Genomic DNA, 17,925 nt, shown 5'->3' with positions numbered 1-17,925 from the left:
GCGCATAGAAGACTAGAATCCAGCTACACATAGAAGACTACATGAATCCCGAATACTTATTTCGGGCGTGTGAAACTTTGGGTTAGGGGTAGAAAATGAATCTGATCGATAGACAGGTCGATGCTTCTTCGAGCAATCGGTACATTGTTACGAGGACCAAGTATGATTTTGAAGCGCGGAATACGCGGCCCTCTTCTGGTCACCTTCCCGATCGCGCATCGGATCCATTGGACGCAAGGTTCGCCGAACCAAAAGGCCGCAGTCTGGAATCCATAACCGGCGTGCTTGATCGCATTGGCTGTGGCTATCTCGTGCTGAATCGCGAAAGAAAAGTAGTCGAGTGGAACGCAGCCGCCCAAACCACGCTTGAGCGCCAGGGCGAAGCGGCCGACACGGCGAGCGGACTTACGGCCGCCCTAAGGCGGCTGATCGCGAATGTTCCGGGCCAATTCCTGCCGGGCTCGTTGTCTTGGGTGGTGATCCGCAGCAGGGGCGACCGACCGGTGATACTGAACGAGAACGGCGTTATCGCTCCCGACGGAACGAGCATTGTGGCGCTGCTGGATCGCGACAACAGGTCGGGGCCAAATCCTCGGACGCTGCAAAGAATGTTTGGCTTGACGAGCGCAGAAACGCACCTCGCCTTGCGCTTGGCCCAGGGCGACGCACCTTTGGAGATCGCTCGCAGCTGGCGTCTCAGCCGCACCACGATCCGTTCCCAGCTTGCCTCGCTGTTCGCCAAGACCGAAACAAAACGCCAGGCGGAACTGGTGGCCCTTCTTGGGCGTATTTCGGTCCTGCCGTAAGGCCGGCCACTTAGATCCAATCGCCGGACGTCGGCAGCCGCCCGGGATTCAAACTGCGCAAGCTGGTGTGTCATGACTTGGCAGGTCGTGCACCGCATTGCGCACTCCACTAGGTTCGATGCGCCAGCGTAAATATCGGAAGCCGCAATCCCGGACCGGCTATTCGGTACTGTCGAACGGATTTCGAAAGGCGACAAGTGGACAACGATCTATGCAGCGATTCTGTCCTTGCCGCAGCGGAGAAGATGGAAATCGCTCGATCCCGTTCGGACCGCGCGGTGAAGAAACTTGCACGGACAGGACCGATCGTCGTCACCGGCGCCGCAGGCTTCATTGGTTTTCACGTGGCCTCACGGCTTTTGCGTCTTGGTGTCAAAGTCGTGGGCGTCGACAATTTCACGCCCTATTACGATCTGCGGCTCAAGGAAGCGCGGTTTGCACGCCTCTGTAGCGAGGCGAAGTTCACGCCGGTACGAATGGATCTGGCGGATGCCGCGCGCGTTCAGTTGCTGTTTTCAAACGTTCGCCCCTCACACCTTGTCCATCTCGCGGCTCAGGCCGGCGTGCGTCATTCACTTGTTGACCCGCACGCCTATGTGCAATCGAATATAGTGGCGTTTCTCAACGTCCTTGAGGGCTGCCGGCATCATGGCGTCGGTCATCTCGTCTACGCCTCTTCGAGCTCCGTCTACGGCTTGAATCGAACCATACCGTTTTCCGAAAATCACGGCGCCGATCATCCCGTCAGCTTCTACGCCGCCACCAAGCGTTCGAATGAATTCATGGCGCATTCATACAGCCATTTGTTCGGCCTGCCCGTGACCGGACTGCGCTTCTTCACCGTTTATGGCCCTTGGGGCAGGCCCGACATGGCCGTCTACTTGTTCACGCGCGCGATCGTCGAGAGCAAACCAATTGAAGTAGCCAATGCCGGCCGCGTGTGGCGAGATTTCACCTATATCGACGATATCGCTGAGGGCGTGGTTCGAGCACTTGCTACACCGCCGCAGCCGGATCCGAATTGGGACCCTTGCACCGCCGACCCTGCCACAAGTTCCGCGCCGTATCGCGTCTACAATATCGGCAACGACCGGCCCGAGGAGATCAACCGGCTGATTTCGATCATCGAGACCGCTCTTGGCAGCCGGGCAGTTCGCGTGGATGTGCCGTTGCCGCCTGGCGACGTTCTGGAGACGCGCGCCGACGTCAGCGATCTTCGCCAGGCCGTCGGCTTCGCCCCGGCAACACCGCTAGAGGACGGAGTGCGACGCTTTGTCGAATGGTACCGGGACTTTCATGGAACGGATGCCGCGGCCAGCGTACGGCAACAGACGTTGGTGAATGAGGCCACCGTGTAGGCCGCGGGCCCTGTCGGGCGATGATCTGCCTCTCGGCGCGTAACGCGTCGGCCACAAAGCCGCACTCGCCAGCCTCTATCCGACACAACCCTGGACTCGAAATTCCTGAACGCTGATGCCGTCGCGTATCGGGGCGCGACGGTCTCAAATCAGCGCAGGAACCAATGTCGCCGCTGGCCTTCGACTGCGTGTGTTCTGAACGATGTTAGCGCAAAGATCAGCCCAGGGATAATTTTCAGCCGTTTGCTGATGTAGATCGACATCGCCACATTCCAAATCGCCAACGCAAGCGCGAGGCCCACTGCGGCGCCCGGCGCGCCGTAGAGCGCAATTCCTGTGGCACAGCCTGTGATACTGGCCGCAGCGCCGACGATCATGGTTGCGGCTGCCGCCCATTCGTTTCCGGTCATCATCAAGAGGAGCATCTGGGGTCCGCACAGCGCGACAAAGACATATCCGAGAATGAGTATCCGCGCGACGGGTGCCGCGGTACTGAAATCCCCGCCGAACCAGTTCAACAGAGGTTCAATAATCGCAAGCATCGGGATGGCCATCGTTAGAGCCCCACCAGAGGAAAGTAGGGCGGCCCGTGAAAACAGCTGCTGCAGAGCCAGCCGATCGCCTCGGGCATGAAGGGCAGCCGCTGTCGGCGCAAACATCGTAGAGACGGCAACCAGGGAAAGGCTCACAAGCAAGGCGACGTTCAATCCCAATGCGAAAATGCCTGCTTCGCGAATGTGATGCGTCCAGCCCAGCACCATGACTCCGGCCCGGCTGATGAAAACATCGAGCCCAGCCATGAGCATCATTGGCGGAACCGCGGACCACCATTCCCGCGACTCGTCGCCTGGCTGAACCTGCCGCAAGCCAGGCGGCTGAAATTTTGTCGCCATGACGAACACCAGGCCGACCGTGATGGCTGAACTTGCCAGCACCGCCTGCATCACCAAGGGTGCGTTGGGGGTCCATGATCCGGATAAGCCCGCCATTCCCAGCAACGTCAACAAGAGGCCGTCGCGCACTATGCGTTCCGGCAGGAGGGCCGAGACACCGCCGCCGAAAGCACGAACAAGTGTTGCGCCCAAAGCGTAGGCGGTGACCAAAGGCACTGCTGCCATGCCTAGCAGCTGGCTGATTTGAAGCTCCTTGTGAGAAGGATCTGAAAAGAAAAAGATCAAGGCGGCGCCAACGATGCCGAATAGTGTCGCCGCCGCCAGCGACCTCTGCAGAGCAAACCTGATTACGCCGTGTACCAGGTCAAGCCGCCCTTTGGCACTGTAGGCGGAGACGAAACGCAACAAGGATACATGGAAACCAAGCGTTGCAAGATAGGCAAGCACCGAGGTCCAGGCCAGAACATAGGAGTAGATGCCATAGCTGGTGGAGCCAACGATGCGCGCAATCAATAACTGCGCCAAGCTGGTCAAGCCCGCACCCCCGATATAGACCAAAAGAGCGAAGATGCTGGCATAGCCGAGACCCCGGCCCGTGTCCTCCTTGTGCGGCAAAACCATATTCGTTGGAGCAACGGAGGCCGCAGGGAAGCGGGCGAGCTTCGGATCGCTGAAATCGTCGATGTCTTTTGCGCCGGCGTCGCGCATTTCATCGCCTTGATCGCCTTTGGCCGCGGACCCTGCTCCGGACTGCGAGATCGTCGACATTATCTTCCGCTCGACAGGCCGAATGCCGTGGCGGTCGTTACGCGGAATCCCGCATGTGACACTCATGATGTTCTCTCGAGCAAGAGATCCGCGCTGTCCCCAAACCGGTAGCCGGCGTGTTTCCTAAGATTGACCTGCGTGAGAACGCTGCCTACGGGGACCTGAGCCGTCTCGTCCTCCGTCAGCAACTGCAGAACACCACGCGCGATGCTGCGACGCGTCCTGGCCCAGCGAACAGCGAAAAGAACCGCGTCAGCCCAGCCCGTCAGTAGCCTGGCCTCAGGTCCTCCAAGTCCCAGCGGTCCATTTATGATGACGATGCTGTACATCGAGCGCAGCTCATCTGTGACCAGGGACCCGTCGATCATGGACAGTTGCGGCAGCAGATCCTCGGATGGTGCGAGTGCCATGAAGTCGATTCCAATTTCAGGCATTCCCGTGACCGCGTCGTGCAGCGGACAACGGTCGCTCATATAGTCTCCAAAGGATTTATGCGGCTTGAACGCACCGAATTCGTTCAGAAACTCGTTCGTGAGGCGGGCGCCCGTGCCGTCAAGATCGAGAAAAAGCACTCGTCCCCCAAGTCGGGTAGCTGCCAAGGCGAGGCTCCATGCGAGCTCGGTCTTGCCATCATGCCGGACGCTGGACGTGACGAGGATGACGTGCGACGCACGGCCTCTCGCTTTGTTGAGAGCCACGGTGACAAGGAGAGAAGTGACGGCTCGGCTGTAGCTGCAGTTTTGCTGGCCGAGAACCAGCTGCTGTAGTCGTTTCGCGTGTATCGTGGGCGCTTCCGGTATCAGCCCCAGGCACGGAACCCTGAGCGCGGCTTCAGCTTCGGCCCCGCCGCGCAAGGTCTGATTGAGACGGCTGCGGACCAAGACGAAGACCCCGCCAATGAGGCCAAACACGATCATGCCGGGCGGAATAAGAAAGATGGGCGGCAGTGTTTTTGGATTCGTTGGCGGCCATGCCGCTGAAAGGATCGAGACCCCGGGCAAGGGAGTTGCGATGCGCTGCACCAGATCCTGTTGTTGGGTGAGAAGCTGGTTGTATCGCTGCGTCAGGATGCTGACCTGCGGCTCGAGCGCACGCAAGCCGGAAAGCCGGCCGGCTGTGTCGGCCACCACCGCATCGAGCACATTCTTACGGCCCTCCAGAGCAGCGATCTGGGCACGGTAGATGTTCCCCTCCGCCGCAATGCGAGCAGTGCCTTGTTCGATCTCGCCGTTGATCGCAGTGCTAAGGCCCGCATCCGCATTGTCGTTGGCTTGGCGGGCCGCCATGTCGGCCAATACCGGAGACCCGATCGCTTCGGCGAGCGCCGCCACCGATGCTCCTCCCTCTCGCAAAGCCTCGATGTGCTGAAGGCGAGATTCCGTCGCTGAGAGATCCGCTTTCGACAAGGATATCTGCTGACTAAGTTCGGCTGTCTCCTTGGCAGCGTTATCCGCCGCACCTTGATCGACCGCGCCGTGGCTCAGTCGATACTTTTCCAGGCGGTCGGTCGCTTTCGCCAGGTTGCTTTGTACGACCGGCAGGCTGGCGACGATCGAGGCGAGTTCCAGCCTGTCTGACGCCCTGCGCTTCTGTGCGAGATCGTCGATGTATACTTGGACGAACGTATTGGCCACCAGGGCGGCTCGCGCCGGATCGTCGTCGGTGAAGCCGACGGTGATCACCCTTGATCTCAGTTCCTGTCCAACCCTCATGCCCTTCCGCAATGCCTTGAGTTCGGCTGCATCGGCCGCCTCCGGCCCGCCCTGCGGCCAAATCCTTTCTAGCAGACCAGCTGCGAAGGTGCGTATGTTCTGCAGGTTGCCGCCTACCGGGGCGGCGCGGGAATTTCCGACATCACCTTGCTCAGCAATGTTGCCGATCTTTGTCTCGCGTAGGGCTGCCACCAGGCGACGCAGATGCCCCTGCGAAGAGAGCATGGTTAAGTGGTCATCAATGCTCGCATCCAGCATCTCCTGAGCAGAATCCGCACCTCCGGGAGCCGCGTTCCTGCCAGGAGCATCGACAATCACCTGTGCGGTCGCCTCGAACAGGACAGGACGCACAAAACCCGCAAGCCCAGCCAACACTCCGCCCAAAATCACCATTGCAAGCAGGAACCATTTTCTCCTCGCGATGGTAATGAGGAGTTGATGGAAGGGGGTCTGCGCGTCGACCTGTTCGCGCAGGAATGGCCTCATGCGCGGATTGATCTCGCGCGTCGGCACGTGCATTTCAGTGGCGCGCGGAAGGTGAATTCGGCTGACTATGGAACCTTCCATCTCATACTCCTGTCAGTTCGAGCGCTGTGGACATGCCCGTTGCCGGCCCGGCGGACCGCCCGGCCTCGTTGCGCCAGGCCTGGAACATCAACGCGGGCCACAAATCGCGAGAATGATCCTGTCTTCCGTCAAGATGGTCGCGCCAGCAGGTTTCGACCTTCGCAAAGTCGAAGATCCCATCTCCGGAGAGGCGTATATCGGCGACTAGATCGCTGGCCCAGATGCGCAACGGGCCGCTCAGCCAGACTGCTATGGGAACATCGAAACCCTGCTTCGGCCGGTCGATCAGCCGTTGCGGAACATAGCGGCTAAGCAGCTGACGAAGAAGCCACTTGCCTTTGCCATTGCGGACCTTCGCATGTGCCGGCAGCCGCCAGGCGAATTCGACAACCCGATGGTCGAGAAGCGGGCACCGGCCTTCGAGGCTATTGGCCATGCTGGCGCGGTCCAACTTCACCAATATATCGTCGGGCAGGTAACCGGCCATGTCGTCGTACAAGAGACGGGACAGCAGGCCATCAAGCCGGGGGGACCCTTGAATTGATGTGGGCGGCGTGTGGAGTGCGAGGCTCCCGGTCGATGCTCCGGTCAGCCGTCGATGCAATTCGTCCTCATCTGGCGCAGCGAGCAGCCGAGCGAGGCGATGCAGCCGGTCGCTCCGCAGCGCGTGCCGTCCACTCGCCGAAAGCGGCAGCTTGCCGACGAAATCGTGACGCGCCGCACGGGCCAGCAATCCGACCCCTGCAGCAAGCGCGTGACGCAGCGGCGACGGCAGCGCATGCTGTCGTTTCAACCGCGCAGCCATGAAATGACGAGCGTAACCGGCGAAGCATTCATCGCCACCGTCGCCTGATAGCGCCACCGTAACGTGCTGGCGAGCGAGCCGCGCCACGAGCAAAGTCGGTATCTGCGATTCATCGGCGAACGGCTCATCCCAGATCCGCGGCAGTTCCGGAATGACTTCACGCGCAGCGGCTGCTGAAAGGTGGAGTTCAGTATGATCGGTGCCCAGGTGCCGCGCGACCTCCGCCGCGTGGGGAGCCTCATCAAACCCGCCTTCTCCGAAAGCGATCGTGAATGTGCGCACCGGTTTTGGCGATTGGGCCTGCATCAGCGCCACAACCGTGGAGCTGTCGAGGCCACCAGACAGAAAGGCACCCAGCGGCACATCGGCTATCATGCGTTCCCGGACGGCAAGTCGAAGCAGATCGTCGAGTCCATCGGTCAGTTCTTCGTCGGTACCGGCGATTGGATTCTGTCGACCGTTCGCGGCGATTTCAGACAGCGACCACCAGTGTCGGGCGCGTTGCGAAAGGGATGCGGCGCTGCGCGCCTCGGCAAAATCCGCCGCCGTCACAGACAGGACCGAGCCCGGAGGTAGCTTGAACACGCCTCGCCAGATGCAACAGTTTCCCGGTACCCATCCTTTCGAAAGCATTGTCGCGGCCGCGTCGAGATCGAGCTCCTGACAGAAACCTGGAAAACGATGGATTGCCTTCAACTCGGAGGCAAAAACGAGCGCATCGCGCGTTGCAGCAACATAGAGCGGCTTCTTGCCCATTCGGTCGCGGGCGAGATGGAGGGTCCTGGTCTTTAGATCCCACAATCCAAATGCGAACATGCCAGCGAAGCGCGTGAGTGCGGTGTCGAGACCCCAGCTCTCGATTGCGCACAGCATCACTTCGGTATCGCTGGCGCCACGGAACCGATGGCCAGCGTCTTCAAGCTCGCGGCGCAGATCGCGGAAATTGTAGATCTCGCCGTTGAAGGTAATGGCATATCGGCCACTTGCCGAATGCATCGGCTGGCGTCCTGCTTCCGATAGGTCGACTATAGCCAAACGTCGGTGGCCGAAGGCAATGCCGGCTTCGCGATTGATCCAGAAGCCTTCGCCATCAGGCCCACGATGACGAAGGGCCGTCGTCATCTGGCCAATTGCCCTGAGCGGCTTGATGTTGGCGGCATCGGGTGCAAGGAGAATTCCGGTAATCCCACACATGCCATCACCTCAGGTCGCTAGAGGTTGCCGAAATCGTTCGCGGCGTTCCGGCAACAAGGCAAATGGTAAGCGCAAACCACACGATTGGATGGCGGATGATCAGATGTGGCATTCCGAAGATGACGATCGACACCACCAGCACGAACAGGGCATCGAGCTTCGCACGCCATGCGCATAAAGCCGCCGCGCCGACAATCCAGGCCAGGGCCAGGACCGCAACCAAACCACCTTGAGTGTACAGATCGAGAATCGTGTTGTGAGCCTCGAAAGGCCGGGGCAGAAATTGGCTGTAGGAAATGGGCGGGCGCTCCAGATGCGGGCCAGGACCAAGGCCCAGGGATCCTGACGTTAGGCCCTTGCCCAATGCATCTCCCCAGAGATGGATTCGAAGTGCAGCGGTTTCGGCGGTCGCTTCGCCGCCCTTGTCCTTGGTAAGACTCAAGGCGAACTGTTCGACGCTGCCCACCTCCGTGACGATGTAAGGCGTCATCGACATGGCCAACGGAAGGAAGCCAATCATCAGCAGGAGGGTAACTTGCCGGGACAGGCTGACCTTGCCGTCACCGGCTGCGAGCCATGTCCGAACCCGCAGCCCAAGAAATATCAGGCCGACCAGGACCGTCGTGTAAAGATAGGTATCACTCTTCGTCAGCCTTCCGACATAGATGGTCAGGATAAGGCTGCTGAGCCCGGCCAGCCTCGCCCACGGCTTGCTTGTAGTCGTCGCAAGATGCAAGGCGAGCGGACCAAGGAGTGCGCAATAGAGCGCGAGCTGGTTGGGATTCTCGGACCAGCCTCGGAAGCGATCCCAGTACCAGGGATCGACGCCGGATTGGTGGATCCAACCCCATCCAAGTGCCAGCTGAACAATAAAGCATGCATTCGCAATCGCGACCACCCACCAGGCAGCACTGCGCAGACGGCGATCCGCGTCGGGCTCCGCGGCGGCCAGGCAGGTGACGCAGATCAGCAGCAGGTAGGCTACCATATCGTGCATCACCACCGACAGGTACAGTACCGTGGTCAGGTAGCCAACGATGGTGCCAATACCCAGAGCGAGCGTGATGATCAGCCAGAAGCCCGCAACACGGATCAGGGCGGGCCTGACTACCAAGTGACCGCCGGCGAGCACCCGCCCGATCGACAGCATGATCCAAAGCGCGAGAAACAATTCGCCATAGCCGTAGGGCAAGCCCGGAACCGAGAGCTGCGCCGCATACGACATGGCCACGCCGCAGGCCAGGATCGCGTCCCGGATCATCGGCGCGCTCCACCCGATCCGCGGTTTGCAGCAGGCTCTTCAAGCAACACCGGCGATGCCGGTCGAGCGAAGCCGCCCTGGGATTTGGCACTAAGGACATTGTCGTAGAGATCGCAATATTGCTCGACCACCCAGGGCAGCGAGAACTGCGTCCGGACGAGCTCGACAGAGCGAGCGCCCATGGTCCGTCCTTTCCGGCGGTCGGACAGGACCTCAATAATTCGAGAGGCAAGGCCGTTCGCATCGTGCGGGGGGACGAGATGGCCGTTCCATCCGTCCTCGACCACCTCATTGCAACCAGGCATCATCGAGGCGACGATAGGCAATCCCGCGAGCCCTGCCTCCAGCAGGACGCGCGGAATCCCTTCTCGGTATTGTGTTGGAAAGGCGAACAGATCGGCCATGCCAAGAAGGGCAGGAACGTCGCGTCGTGGACCCAAGGCGATGACATGCGGCACATGTCGATCGATCTCAGCCTTGTCCACTGCAAATGGGCCCTCGGATTCCAATGGGCCGACAAGCACGAAACGGGCATTGGGCCTTTCCGACAGGATGCGAGGGACTGCCTTGAGGAGTGTCGGGATGCCTTTCTGGCGCGTTAGCCGGCCGACAAAAATTACGATCTCGGCGGATTGGAGCCCAAGCTCTTCGCGCATTTTCATCGCCGACGGGGCAAGATGCCTTGCCATGGCGAACGCATCGACGTCGATTCCAGAACTGCGGATCACTCGTCCGCTGCCGCGTCCGATCAGTCGGTAGCGTTCAAAGAATGCCTGATCGTCCCGATTCTGGAACACCGTAGCCGCCGTCCATAACGACGAAAGCCATTGCAGTCCGCAAAAGATTGGGCGCAGGGCAAGGGCGCGCGGTTCCAGGGACGAGAACGTCCAGCCCAGACCGTTGATAGTGCGCACGACTGGAACGCTTCCGCGCACCGCAAGTGGCGTCACCAGGTTGGGCTTGGTGTCGAAGCTTTGGATAATGTCCGGCCGGAGTTCCGCCATCAGCTTTCGAATGGTTCTGATGGCGGCCCATTCTCCGCTGCTGCTGGAAAATCGGTCGAAACCGTAGCTGCGATGCGGAATGCCATGCCGCAGGAATGCGGCTTCACCGCCGCTCGACACCGCAGTAACACGGAATCCCTTCTCTCGCAGCGACATCAAGAACGGAATTCGCAGGGCATGATCCTCGCCTCCGACACACACCAGATGCGGATTCATCCTGCGTCTCCTGACCGTTCGCTGTAGCCCGATCGCGCGAAGTGGCCGGCCCTTGAATTTGCTTTCATGGTGTTGGTTTCGCTACCCATCTCGCCCAGGTCACGGTAGGGGCAGGTCTTGCCACTGTCCTCGTCTGTTTAAATGACGCAAACCCTGTCCCGGCAGCGGGCCGCCGTACCCAGCCGGTTCAGGTCGCCGCGCGTTGCATCAAAGAGGTCGGCACTGCCCGGGTGCCGAGCGCAGAGTGGTCCGCAGACAAACGGCTCGCGCTCCGCGGCACACTTTCCTGTCATTGCTGGCTGTCGTCGGAAAGCCGCCTACTTTAGCGCGGCTCCCATCATCGTCTGGATGCGCGAAGTTTGACCACGCGGGAGGTGATCGTCCGTGCCTCCGAGGCTAGCAGGATTGGAATGCCGTCGCGAACCGGATAGGCAAGTCCTGCGCTCTTCGAAACGAGTTCATCGCGATCCGAATCCCAGGCAAGTGAGCCCTTGGTCATTGGGCATACCAACCATTCTAACAACTCAGGGTTGAAAGAGGCATTCTCTTCGGCTCGCTTATCCGTATCCATCTGCTATTCCTTTCTCGGCCGTGACATCAACAGTGAGCTCCGGCGCGAGCGCCCTTGGCGATACAAGCCGTCACCCGACGTCATCGCTGTAATTCGTAGGATTCCGGCAAGTGTCATAAGCCTTGCAAACTGCACAATCACGCTAGGTGCAGGCTTGGCCACTGTCGTCGTCCGTTTGAATGAATCGACATCGAACGGAGCCGTATGGCGGCGAAGTTGAACGTGAGGCGTTAAAAGCGTGAATGGAGCAAGCACGATCGGCCATATCGCCATAGGCGACCGGAAGGTTTTGTTATTGAAGACCGCTCGCGGCTAATGCTCTCGAGCCAGTGTCTGATCCTTCCGGCCAGTCAATACGGGCGACGAAATCGTAAACCGGGCCGCCGGGTACTCCCCAATTGCTTGACCAGATCACCTGTGAACCGTCCGGGGACGGCGAGGCGTGGGTCTCACTCCAGTAGTCGAATGGAACGTTCTTCGTCTGCACAATGCGCCGGACCTCTCCGCTGCCGTCGATGCGCAACGCGATGACTTCCCGCGCATACGGCGCCCAAGCCGGATATTTCGATACTTCGTCCGGATTGCCCGAATAGGTAAGGAACACCCAACCGGGCCTGTCCAGCGACCTGAGCGATGCATGCTGTGCTTCACCATATCTCATGAGCGAGGTGACTTTCCCATCTGACAGCCTTCGCTTGATCACCTGGTATATGTCTGGATCGGACTTACTGATCCCCACATAGATTTCGCTGCCGTCGGCATCGACGGTCATGTCGCCATGGCCAGGCCGATGATGCTCAGTCCATTTCTGGCGCAGAACGCCGTCAACAGAAAAGATGAGCGTCTGTTCAGTGTCGTCTTTCAGGTTCTGAATGCATAAGATGTTGACGCCCAGCGGCGAGATTGAGCAGGCGCCGTTGGCTCCGACAAGCTGTGCGAGATCGATTTCCGGAAATTTCCGCCGCTGTCTGAGATCGTAGGCAAAGACGACCGCTTTGCCGTCCCGGCGAACCGCGCGTACGGCAATACGGCTGCCATCACGGCTTGGATTACCTTTGTATGGCCCGAACTGGAGATTGCTACTGTCAGTCGAAACAAACAGGACCTCCTCATGATTGGTGCGTGGCGCCCAGGTCGAGATTTTCCGACCACCGACGCAGATCATCAGGTCGGGATCGTGAGGATGCCATTCGCATTCGGTCGATCGATCACGGCGAAAAAGCGGGGCGTAGGTGCGCCCATCCAGGAAGCATAAGCCGCCGCAGCCGTTGCTGATGACAAGAAGGCTCTGATCCGAATTCCAGGCCTGGGCGCTCGAATAGCGGTGGCTGCAATATTTGCTCCCGCATGCGATGCCGGCGCCGAGGATTCCGGGTTTGGTTATTCGGGTGAAAGTTGTGCCAAATGCCGCATCCTTCGCGGCGTGCAGGTAATCCGGCAGGTCCATGGCTACCGGCGCGACGAACTTTGTCGATGCGACGTCCTCTCCACTCACCGCCCCGTGGATAACTATGGATATCGCGCTGACAGCAGCTAACGTCAACGCCAAGGCAGTCTGGTAGCGAGAAAAGCGCATGTCATGTCAACTCGCGCGGTTTCTTTTCAATAATTCGATTTTCCATATTATTGGATATCTTCTTGTCGACGCTTCAAAACCGCATCTCTCTAAGCTTCAACTCTTTTAAATTTCGCCCGCGCCGCGCCGAACTTGTCGATTACTCCACGCGCTATCATTTCTGTGGCAGCTGTGAGCCCGTTCGAATCTAAACTTTCGACGCAAGTTGTTGGCACGGGAAACGATCCAAGTTGTTCCCCAATGAGATTAACGTGGTCAATATGATCAAGACTGCTCTGCAGATCGACTTCGAGGAACTTCTGAATGATACCGAGGTTACGCCGGCGTTCCTTCAGACGGACCTCTAGAATTTCCCTTGGCGCCTGCAATCGGACAAGCAGATCCGGTTTGGGTAGAAGCTCGAGCGCGCGCGACACCCTTTCACGATCCGTTACGCCGCTGAACAAAACCAGTGAACATACGAATTGCACCATACCCTGGTCAAAAATTGAGATCGTGTCATTGGACGCTATTGCCGCGCGCCAAGCTTGAAGAAGAGCTTCAAGATGCCAGTTCAGGCGAGCCGCCCACAGCTCATTCTTGGGTGGAAGAATCTTAAGCACTTCTGCACCGAGAGAACGCTGTCCGATCCACTTTGAATGCAAGCCGGAGACCAGTTTGAAGGCGGCCCTTCTAACCGGATGTCGGCGGTCACCGGTCTGCAAAACAACACAGTAGCCCTGAGCTCGCAAAACGTGCACCAGCTCGGACGCTAACGTCGTCTTACCAGCACCGGACGGCCCAAATAGCTCCAAGATCATCTTTCAATCCAGACTGAGGGAAGCCTACTGGCAGTGACGTCATGTCCATTTGCTGAAGCGAACGCCCATCTCTTCCTGGGATGTCTAGCCGACGAGCCAGGAATCCGCGCCATCCGTATGAATGACGGTGTGGTCACGTTAGGATATCGACGGACGCCAAAATCGTGAACGGAAGGAGTGCGTTTCGGTGACTATCCTTCCGGATTGCCTACCGTCCGTTTACCGTTCCGTCTCCGAAAGGGATGTGCAGTAGCCCTATTCCCCAGCACACTTCCGCGCGGGCGCGGCAGTCATGAGTTCGGCATGTCTCATCCGTTCGAGGGATGCGAGACACCCAGCCTTCTGGAAACCTTCTCTGTGATGGACGCAGCCAACTGGCCGTTTATCCCCTCTATCGCCAATAGGGCAGCTTGGTCGGCTATCCAATGAACGTGTCGGACAAAAATCTTCGATCTCATCTGCAGGAGAAATCGTATGAAAGCAGGCATATGAGCGAGAACCTCGAGCCACATCAGACGGCAGCGGCAAATACGGCTATACCTGCCAATTACAACGCCAAGGTCGCGGCAGTCGCGGCCTATGAGCTCCCGACAAAACAGAGATATCAAGATCCGAGTTTTGCGAGCTGGTACCTGAACGGCTATGCAGGCCGGTTGAAGCTGTCCACCGTTGCGTCATACGTCATTGCGCGACGGGAGCAACGCTGCATCGCCAAGGCGCTGGAGAGGTGCAGCCCGCCTCCATCTCAGGTGCTCGATATCCCATGCGGAACCGGGAAGCTGGCCGGCGTGCTGGGCCAGCATAATTGTCGGGTGCTGGCTGCAGACATTTCAATGGAAATGATGGCCTTGGCTAAATCAGCATATGAAGGTCAATCCGGATTTCGGGGATTCATCCGATGTGACGTGACGCAGCTGCCGTTCGCCGACGAAAGCTTTGATACGGTGGTCTGCCTTCGCCTCATTCACCTTATCCCGCCACATCTCAGGCGCGACATTATCATTGAGCTCGCGCGCGTTGCCAGCCGTCGCCTGATCGTATCCTACGGCCTTGGCACCCGCCTCCAGAGAATACGGCTAAGGCTGCGGAAGTTGATCACCGGAAGGATGTCGGCGCCTCATCCCGTCAATCTCACCGTTGCACGACAGGATTTCGCGGCGGCGGGGCTCAAGCTGGTACGCTCTTTTAGCGTCCTGCGGTTCCTGTCCTGCGAGCAGCTGTTCGTACTTGAGAAGGTAAAGGCTTGACCTGCCGCCGGTTTGCAGTCTTCGCGTTAGCACTGGTATTGCGGATCAGGCCGCTGATGGTTGTCAAAAGCTGAAACGGCTGCGGGAGGTAGCTGTGGAACCGGCAGGCAAGGCCATTCCGGCGCGCATGGCATCACTCGACCTGCTGCGCCTAGCTGCAGCCCTCGCGGTCGTGCTCTTTCACTATCTTTTTGGCGGCGCGATCGCGGGCAATCTCGACGTGGAATATCCTGCCGCAGCACCTTACGCCATCTACGGCTATCTCGGCGTCAATCTGTTTTTCCTGATCAGCGGTTTCGTCATCGCGTGGTCGGCCGAAGGTCGAACCTGGCAGGAATTCGCGGTCGCCCGCTTCGCCCGGCTTTATCCCGGATTCCTCGTCTGCATGACCGCGACGTTTGTTGTTCTCGTCGTCGCCAAAGATCAGCGTTTTCCGACCGATGTTCCAACCTATGTAGCCAATCTTTCCATGTTCGCCCGCCTCTTCGGCAGGCCGTCCATGGATGGCGTCTACTGGTCGATCATGCTCGAGATCCTGTTTTACGGCTGGGTTGCAGTGCTGATCTTTGCCGGCGCCTTTCAGCGCTGGAAAATACCCATCGCGGCCATCTGGCTCGCAATTTCGGCAACCAACGAGTTCTTCTTTGGGAACCCGGTGATACGCATTCTCTTCATTACAAACTATGCGCCTTTGTTTGCCGCCGGCATCCTCGCGGAAGACATCGTTGCAAGGGGCCGTTCACCGGCTGCGTTTCTGTTTCTTGCCGTCGCGTTCCTGGTGTCTTGCCAGACCGCAATGTTCTCTCATAACTGGATGCAGGAGCACTTTGGCGCAGCCATTTCGTATCCTGCTCTCTTCACCGCCAACATGGTGGTCTACGGAGTCTTCGCTGGCGCGATATTGCTCCGCTCCGTGATTGCTCCATCCAAGGCTATCATGATGCTCGGAGGGTTGACTTATCCGCTGTATCTTTTGCACCAGTATATCGGCTACATTTCGCTTAACGCGCTGGCGCCTCATGTCGGCAAGAACGCCGCATTCTTCGTCGTGTTGGCCGGGGTCCTCCTTGCCTCTTTTATCGTCTGGCGCTTCATCGAGACGCCGGTACGCAAGCCGCTCGTCCGCGCCCTGGTGTCTGGGATATATCGCCTTGCACCAGCCTCGCGGCCAATCCGGCCAACCTCTTCCGCGCGAACGTCATGATCAGGAGCTTTCGGCGGATGCCGCAGAAGATGTTTGAGTCCAACCGTCGCCTCGCGGAAAAGGCAACTGGGTAGCCCCACGACGCCTGCACAAGCGAATACATGATCTGTGGGTCAATCCGCAGGCGAGCAGCAGGCCGGCGATCAGGCGAGACAGCACCGGGGTTCCTTCCAAGCCGCCGATGTTGCACGGCACCGCTGTTGCGGCAATGCCGGCTGCGAGGCGCATTCGCATTTCGGAGAAGCGCCGTCTAGATCGGCAGCTTCGTCGATTGTGTCACATTTTGTTCTTGCTTTGTGCCGGCAGCTATGCTAGTAATTTGGGTACGGTGCAGATTCGCACTGACGACCCGCCGCTAGGCGGGTTTTGTTTTTGGTCTGGTTTTCAGATTTCCCGGCCGTCCTGCGTCGGACGGCTTCTCGACCGCGCCATTCGAGCCAAGCTCCACACGGTCGGATCAAGTTAGCCGAGTCTTATCCCGAATAGAACCATCCTTGGCTGGTCGTCGATACCGTTGCGGAAACGAGTTCGAAGGGAGCGCCCCTCCAACGCTCAATCCTACTTCAAACCTCAATATTTCTGTCAGAGGGTGTCGGTATGTGATTTGGCGCTAATATACGCCGTCTGTAAGTAGGCACGGTCGAAACAGAAAAAGGAATATTGGATGACAACTCTGCATTACACGTCAGGTGGATCGGGCACGGAAATTTCGCAAGCCGGATTCAATCTGGCCGACGTTTCATCTGTTGACCAACTCAATGCGCTGCCGGACGGTATGAAGGGCTTGGTCTACCTCAACGAAACCGACGGAGCGACGTCGTCCTTTATCGACAAGATCACGCCTTTCATCGGCAATCCGAAGCTGTTCGGATTCTTCCTTGTCGACGAGCCGGATCCCACCGGCCAATGGGGCACCTACGCCTCCGCCGCGAATCTGAAGGCAGAATCCGACTGGATTCACGCCAATGTGCCGGACGCCAAGACCTACATCACGATGATGAGCTTGGGGACGTCCGCGAATCCGGATTTTTCGAACACGTACAATCCCGCCAATACCGGTATCGATTACTACGGCGTGGATGTCTATCCTGTCCGCACGGATGGCGCGGTCGACTATAACATGATCGATAAATTCGTTGCCGCCGCTCAGGCATCGGGCATCCCGACGAGCAAGATCATTCCAGGCTACCAGACGTTTGGCGGTGGCGACTATAACACCGACATGGGTGGCAAATATGTCGTGCCCACCGCCGCCCAGATGGAAACCATGATGGACCACTGGGCCAAGCTGGTTCCGTCACCCGCCTTCGAGTACGCGTACGCCTGGGGTTCACAGCGAGGCGACACCGCGCTTGAGAGCTCCCCGGAACTGCAGGCCGTTTTCCGGCAACACAATCTCAGCACCGCCGGGACTGCTCCTTCCGAAGCTGCGGCCACCGATCCCATTTCTACGGCGACGGTCCCTTCCGAGGCCACCACCGGCGATAGCACCGCGACTGTCACCGCTCCTTCCGAAGCCACCACCGGCGGCAGCACCTCGACCGCCACCGCCCCTTCCGAAGCCACCTCCAGCGGCGGCACCTCGACCGCCACAGCCCCGGCCGAGACCATCACCGGCGGCAGCACCTCGACTGCCACCGCCCCTTCCGAAGCCACCACCGGCGATAGCAATCATGGCAAGACCACGCTTTCGCATCTCCTCGCCGGCAACGGCGGTTCGATTACTACCGCCGCCTCCGGCGCTACCGCCAGCGATGGCAGTCATGGTAAGACCGCGCTGTCGCCCCTCCTCGCCAGCGACGGCAGTTCGACTACTACCGCCGCCTCCGGCGCTACCACCAGCGATGGCAGTCATGGCAAGACCGCGCTGTCGCCCCTCCTCGCCAGCGACGGCAGTTCGACTACTACCGCCGCCTCCGGCGCTACCACCAGCGATGGCAGTC

At 59.2% G+C, this 17,925-nt stretch carries 13 protein-coding genes; 5 read left to right on the top strand and 8 right to left on the bottom strand.

What is annotated here, in order from left to right:
• Nucleotides 1-95 precede the first annotated feature (95 nt).
• Together NKJ28_RS13155 and NKJ28_RS13150 are read left to right on the top strand one after the other, a co-directional pair.
• Nucleotides 96-806 carry a helix-turn-helix transcriptional regulator gene (locus tag NKJ28_RS13155; RefSeq protein WP_023675616.1) on the top strand — a complete coding sequence of 237 codons (711 nt, stop codon included), beginning with the start codon at nt 96-98 and terminating at the stop codon, nt 804-806.
• A gap of 245 nt (nt 807-1,051) precedes the next feature.
• Nucleotides 1,052-2,164, top strand: a complete 1,113-nt coding sequence (locus tag NKJ28_RS13150; RefSeq protein ID WP_352576395.1) for an NAD-dependent epimerase — start codon at nt 1,052-1,054, stop codon at nt 2,162-2,164.
• Between the two features lie 149 nt (nt 2,165-2,313).
• Here the strand turns inward: NKJ28_RS13150 and NKJ28_RS13145 are convergent, their stop codons facing one another.
• The 8 genes from NKJ28_RS13145 to NKJ28_RS13110 form a co-directional block, all read right to left on the bottom strand.
• Nucleotides 2,314-3,825 (bottom strand): lipopolysaccharide biosynthesis protein, encoded by a 1,512-nt coding sequence (locus NKJ28_RS13145; protein ID WP_352635876.1) that lies wholly within the window; start codon nt 3,823-3,825, stop codon nt 2,314-2,316.
• Between the two features lie 62 nt (nt 3,826-3,887).
• A complete protein-coding gene (locus NKJ28_RS13140) occupies nt 3,888-6,104 on the bottom strand; it encodes a GumC family protein (RefSeq protein WP_352635874.1) in 2,217 nt (738 codons plus the stop codon).
• A 1-nt stretch (nt 6,105) separates the two neighbouring features.
• On the bottom strand, nt 6,106-8,103 hold the full coding sequence (gene asnB, locus NKJ28_RS13135) for an asparagine synthase (glutamine-hydrolyzing) (protein WP_023675612.1): 1,998 nt from the start codon (nt 8,101-8,103) through the stop codon (nt 6,106-6,108).
• A gap of 4 nt (nt 8,104-8,107) precedes the next feature.
• On the bottom strand, nt 8,108-9,364 hold the full coding sequence (locus NKJ28_RS13130) for an O-antigen ligase family protein (protein WP_352449683.1): 1,257 nt from the start codon (nt 9,362-9,364) through the stop codon (nt 8,108-8,110).
• Nucleotides 9,361-10,584 carry a glycosyltransferase family 4 protein gene (locus NKJ28_RS13125; RefSeq protein WP_023675610.1) on the bottom strand — a complete coding sequence of 408 codons (1,224 nt, stop codon included), beginning with the start codon at nt 10,582-10,584 and terminating at the stop codon, nt 9,361-9,363. The genes NKJ28_RS13130 and NKJ28_RS13125 overlap by 4 nt, the downstream gene beginning before the upstream one ends.
• Before the next feature lie 337 nt (nt 10,585-10,921).
• Nucleotides 10,922-11,155 carry a Trm112 family protein gene (locus NKJ28_RS13120; protein ID WP_023675609.1) on the bottom strand — a complete coding sequence of 78 codons (234 nt, stop codon included), beginning with the start codon at nt 11,153-11,155 and terminating at the stop codon, nt 10,922-10,924.
• Nucleotides 11,156-11,447: 292 nt separating this feature from the next.
• Nucleotides 11,448-12,731, bottom strand: a complete 1,284-nt coding sequence (locus NKJ28_RS13115) for a hypothetical protein (protein WP_352635871.1) — start codon at nt 12,729-12,731, stop codon at nt 11,448-11,450.
• Nucleotides 12,732-12,820: 89 nt separating this feature from the next.
• Nucleotides 12,821-13,531 (bottom strand): AAA family ATPase, encoded by a 711-nt coding sequence (locus NKJ28_RS13110; protein ID WP_023675607.1) that lies wholly within the window; start codon nt 13,529-13,531, stop codon nt 12,821-12,823.
• A 425-nt stretch (nt 13,532-13,956) separates the two neighbouring features.
• Between NKJ28_RS13110 and NKJ28_RS13105 the strand changes: the two genes are divergently transcribed.
• The 3 genes from NKJ28_RS13105 to NKJ28_RS13095 all read left to right on the top strand — a co-directional run.
• Entirely contained in the window at nt 13,957-14,778 is an 822-nt protein-coding gene (locus tag NKJ28_RS13105) for a class I SAM-dependent methyltransferase (RefSeq protein ID WP_084640985.1), read from the top strand.
• 94 nt (nt 14,779-14,872) lie between these two features.
• Nucleotides 14,873-15,982 (top strand): acyltransferase family protein, encoded by a 1,110-nt coding sequence (locus NKJ28_RS13100; RefSeq protein ID WP_352455315.1) that lies wholly within the window; start codon nt 14,873-14,875, stop codon nt 15,980-15,982.
• A gap of 664 nt (nt 15,983-16,646) precedes the next feature.
• On the top strand, nt 16,647-17,925 hold a 1,279-nt coding region (locus tag NKJ28_RS13095; RefSeq protein ID WP_352635868.1), incomplete at its 3' end, for a calcium-binding protein.

It is taken from the genome of Mesorhizobium sp. M0145, assembly GCF_040322355.1.
Lineage (GTDB): Bacteria > Pseudomonadota > Alphaproteobacteria > Rhizobiales > Rhizobiaceae > Mesorhizobium.
This window is presented reverse-complemented; position numbering and strand designations above follow the sequence as displayed.

What these genes read in the sequence shown, in the direction of transcription:
- NKJ28_RS13155 (WP_023675616.1), top strand. Translation starts at nt 96, where the DNA reads ATGAATCTGATCGATAGACAGGTCGATGCTTCTTCGAGCAATCGGTAC.
- NKJ28_RS13150 (WP_352576395.1), top strand. Translation starts at nt 1,052, where the DNA reads ATGGAAATCGCTCGATCCCGTTCGGACCGCGCGGTGAAGAAACTTGCA.
- NKJ28_RS13145 (WP_352635876.1), bottom strand. Translation starts at nt 3,825, where the DNA reads ATGTCGACGATCTCGCAGTCCGGAGCAGGGTCCGCGGCCAAAGGCGAT.
- NKJ28_RS13140 (WP_352635874.1), bottom strand. Translation starts at nt 6,104, where the DNA reads ATGGAAGGTTCCATAGTCAGCCGAATTCACCTTCCGCGCGCCACTGAA.
- asnB (WP_023675612.1), bottom strand. Translation starts at nt 8,103, where the DNA reads ATGTGTGGGATTACCGGAATTCTCCTTGCACCCGATGCCGCCAACATC.
- NKJ28_RS13130 (WP_352449683.1), bottom strand. Translation starts at nt 9,364, where the DNA reads ATGATCCGGGACGCGATCCTGGCCTGCGGCGTGGCCATGTCGTATGCG.
- NKJ28_RS13125 (WP_023675610.1), bottom strand. Translation starts at nt 10,584, where the DNA reads ATGAATCCGCATCTGGTGTGTGTCGGAGGCGAGGATCATGCCCTGCGA.
- NKJ28_RS13120 (WP_023675609.1), bottom strand. Translation starts at nt 11,155, where the DNA reads ATGGATACGGATAAGCGAGCCGAAGAGAATGCCTCTTTCAACCCTGAG.
- NKJ28_RS13115 (WP_352635871.1), bottom strand. Translation starts at nt 12,731, where the DNA reads ATGCGCTTTTCTCGCTACCAGACTGCCTTGGCGTTGACGTTAGCTGCT.
- NKJ28_RS13110 (WP_023675607.1), bottom strand. Translation starts at nt 13,531, where the DNA reads ATGATCTTGGAGCTATTTGGGCCGTCCGGTGCTGGTAAGACGACGTTA.
- NKJ28_RS13105 (WP_084640985.1), top strand. Translation starts at nt 13,957, where the DNA reads ATGAACGTGTCGGACAAAAATCTTCGATCTCATCTGCAGGAGAAATCG.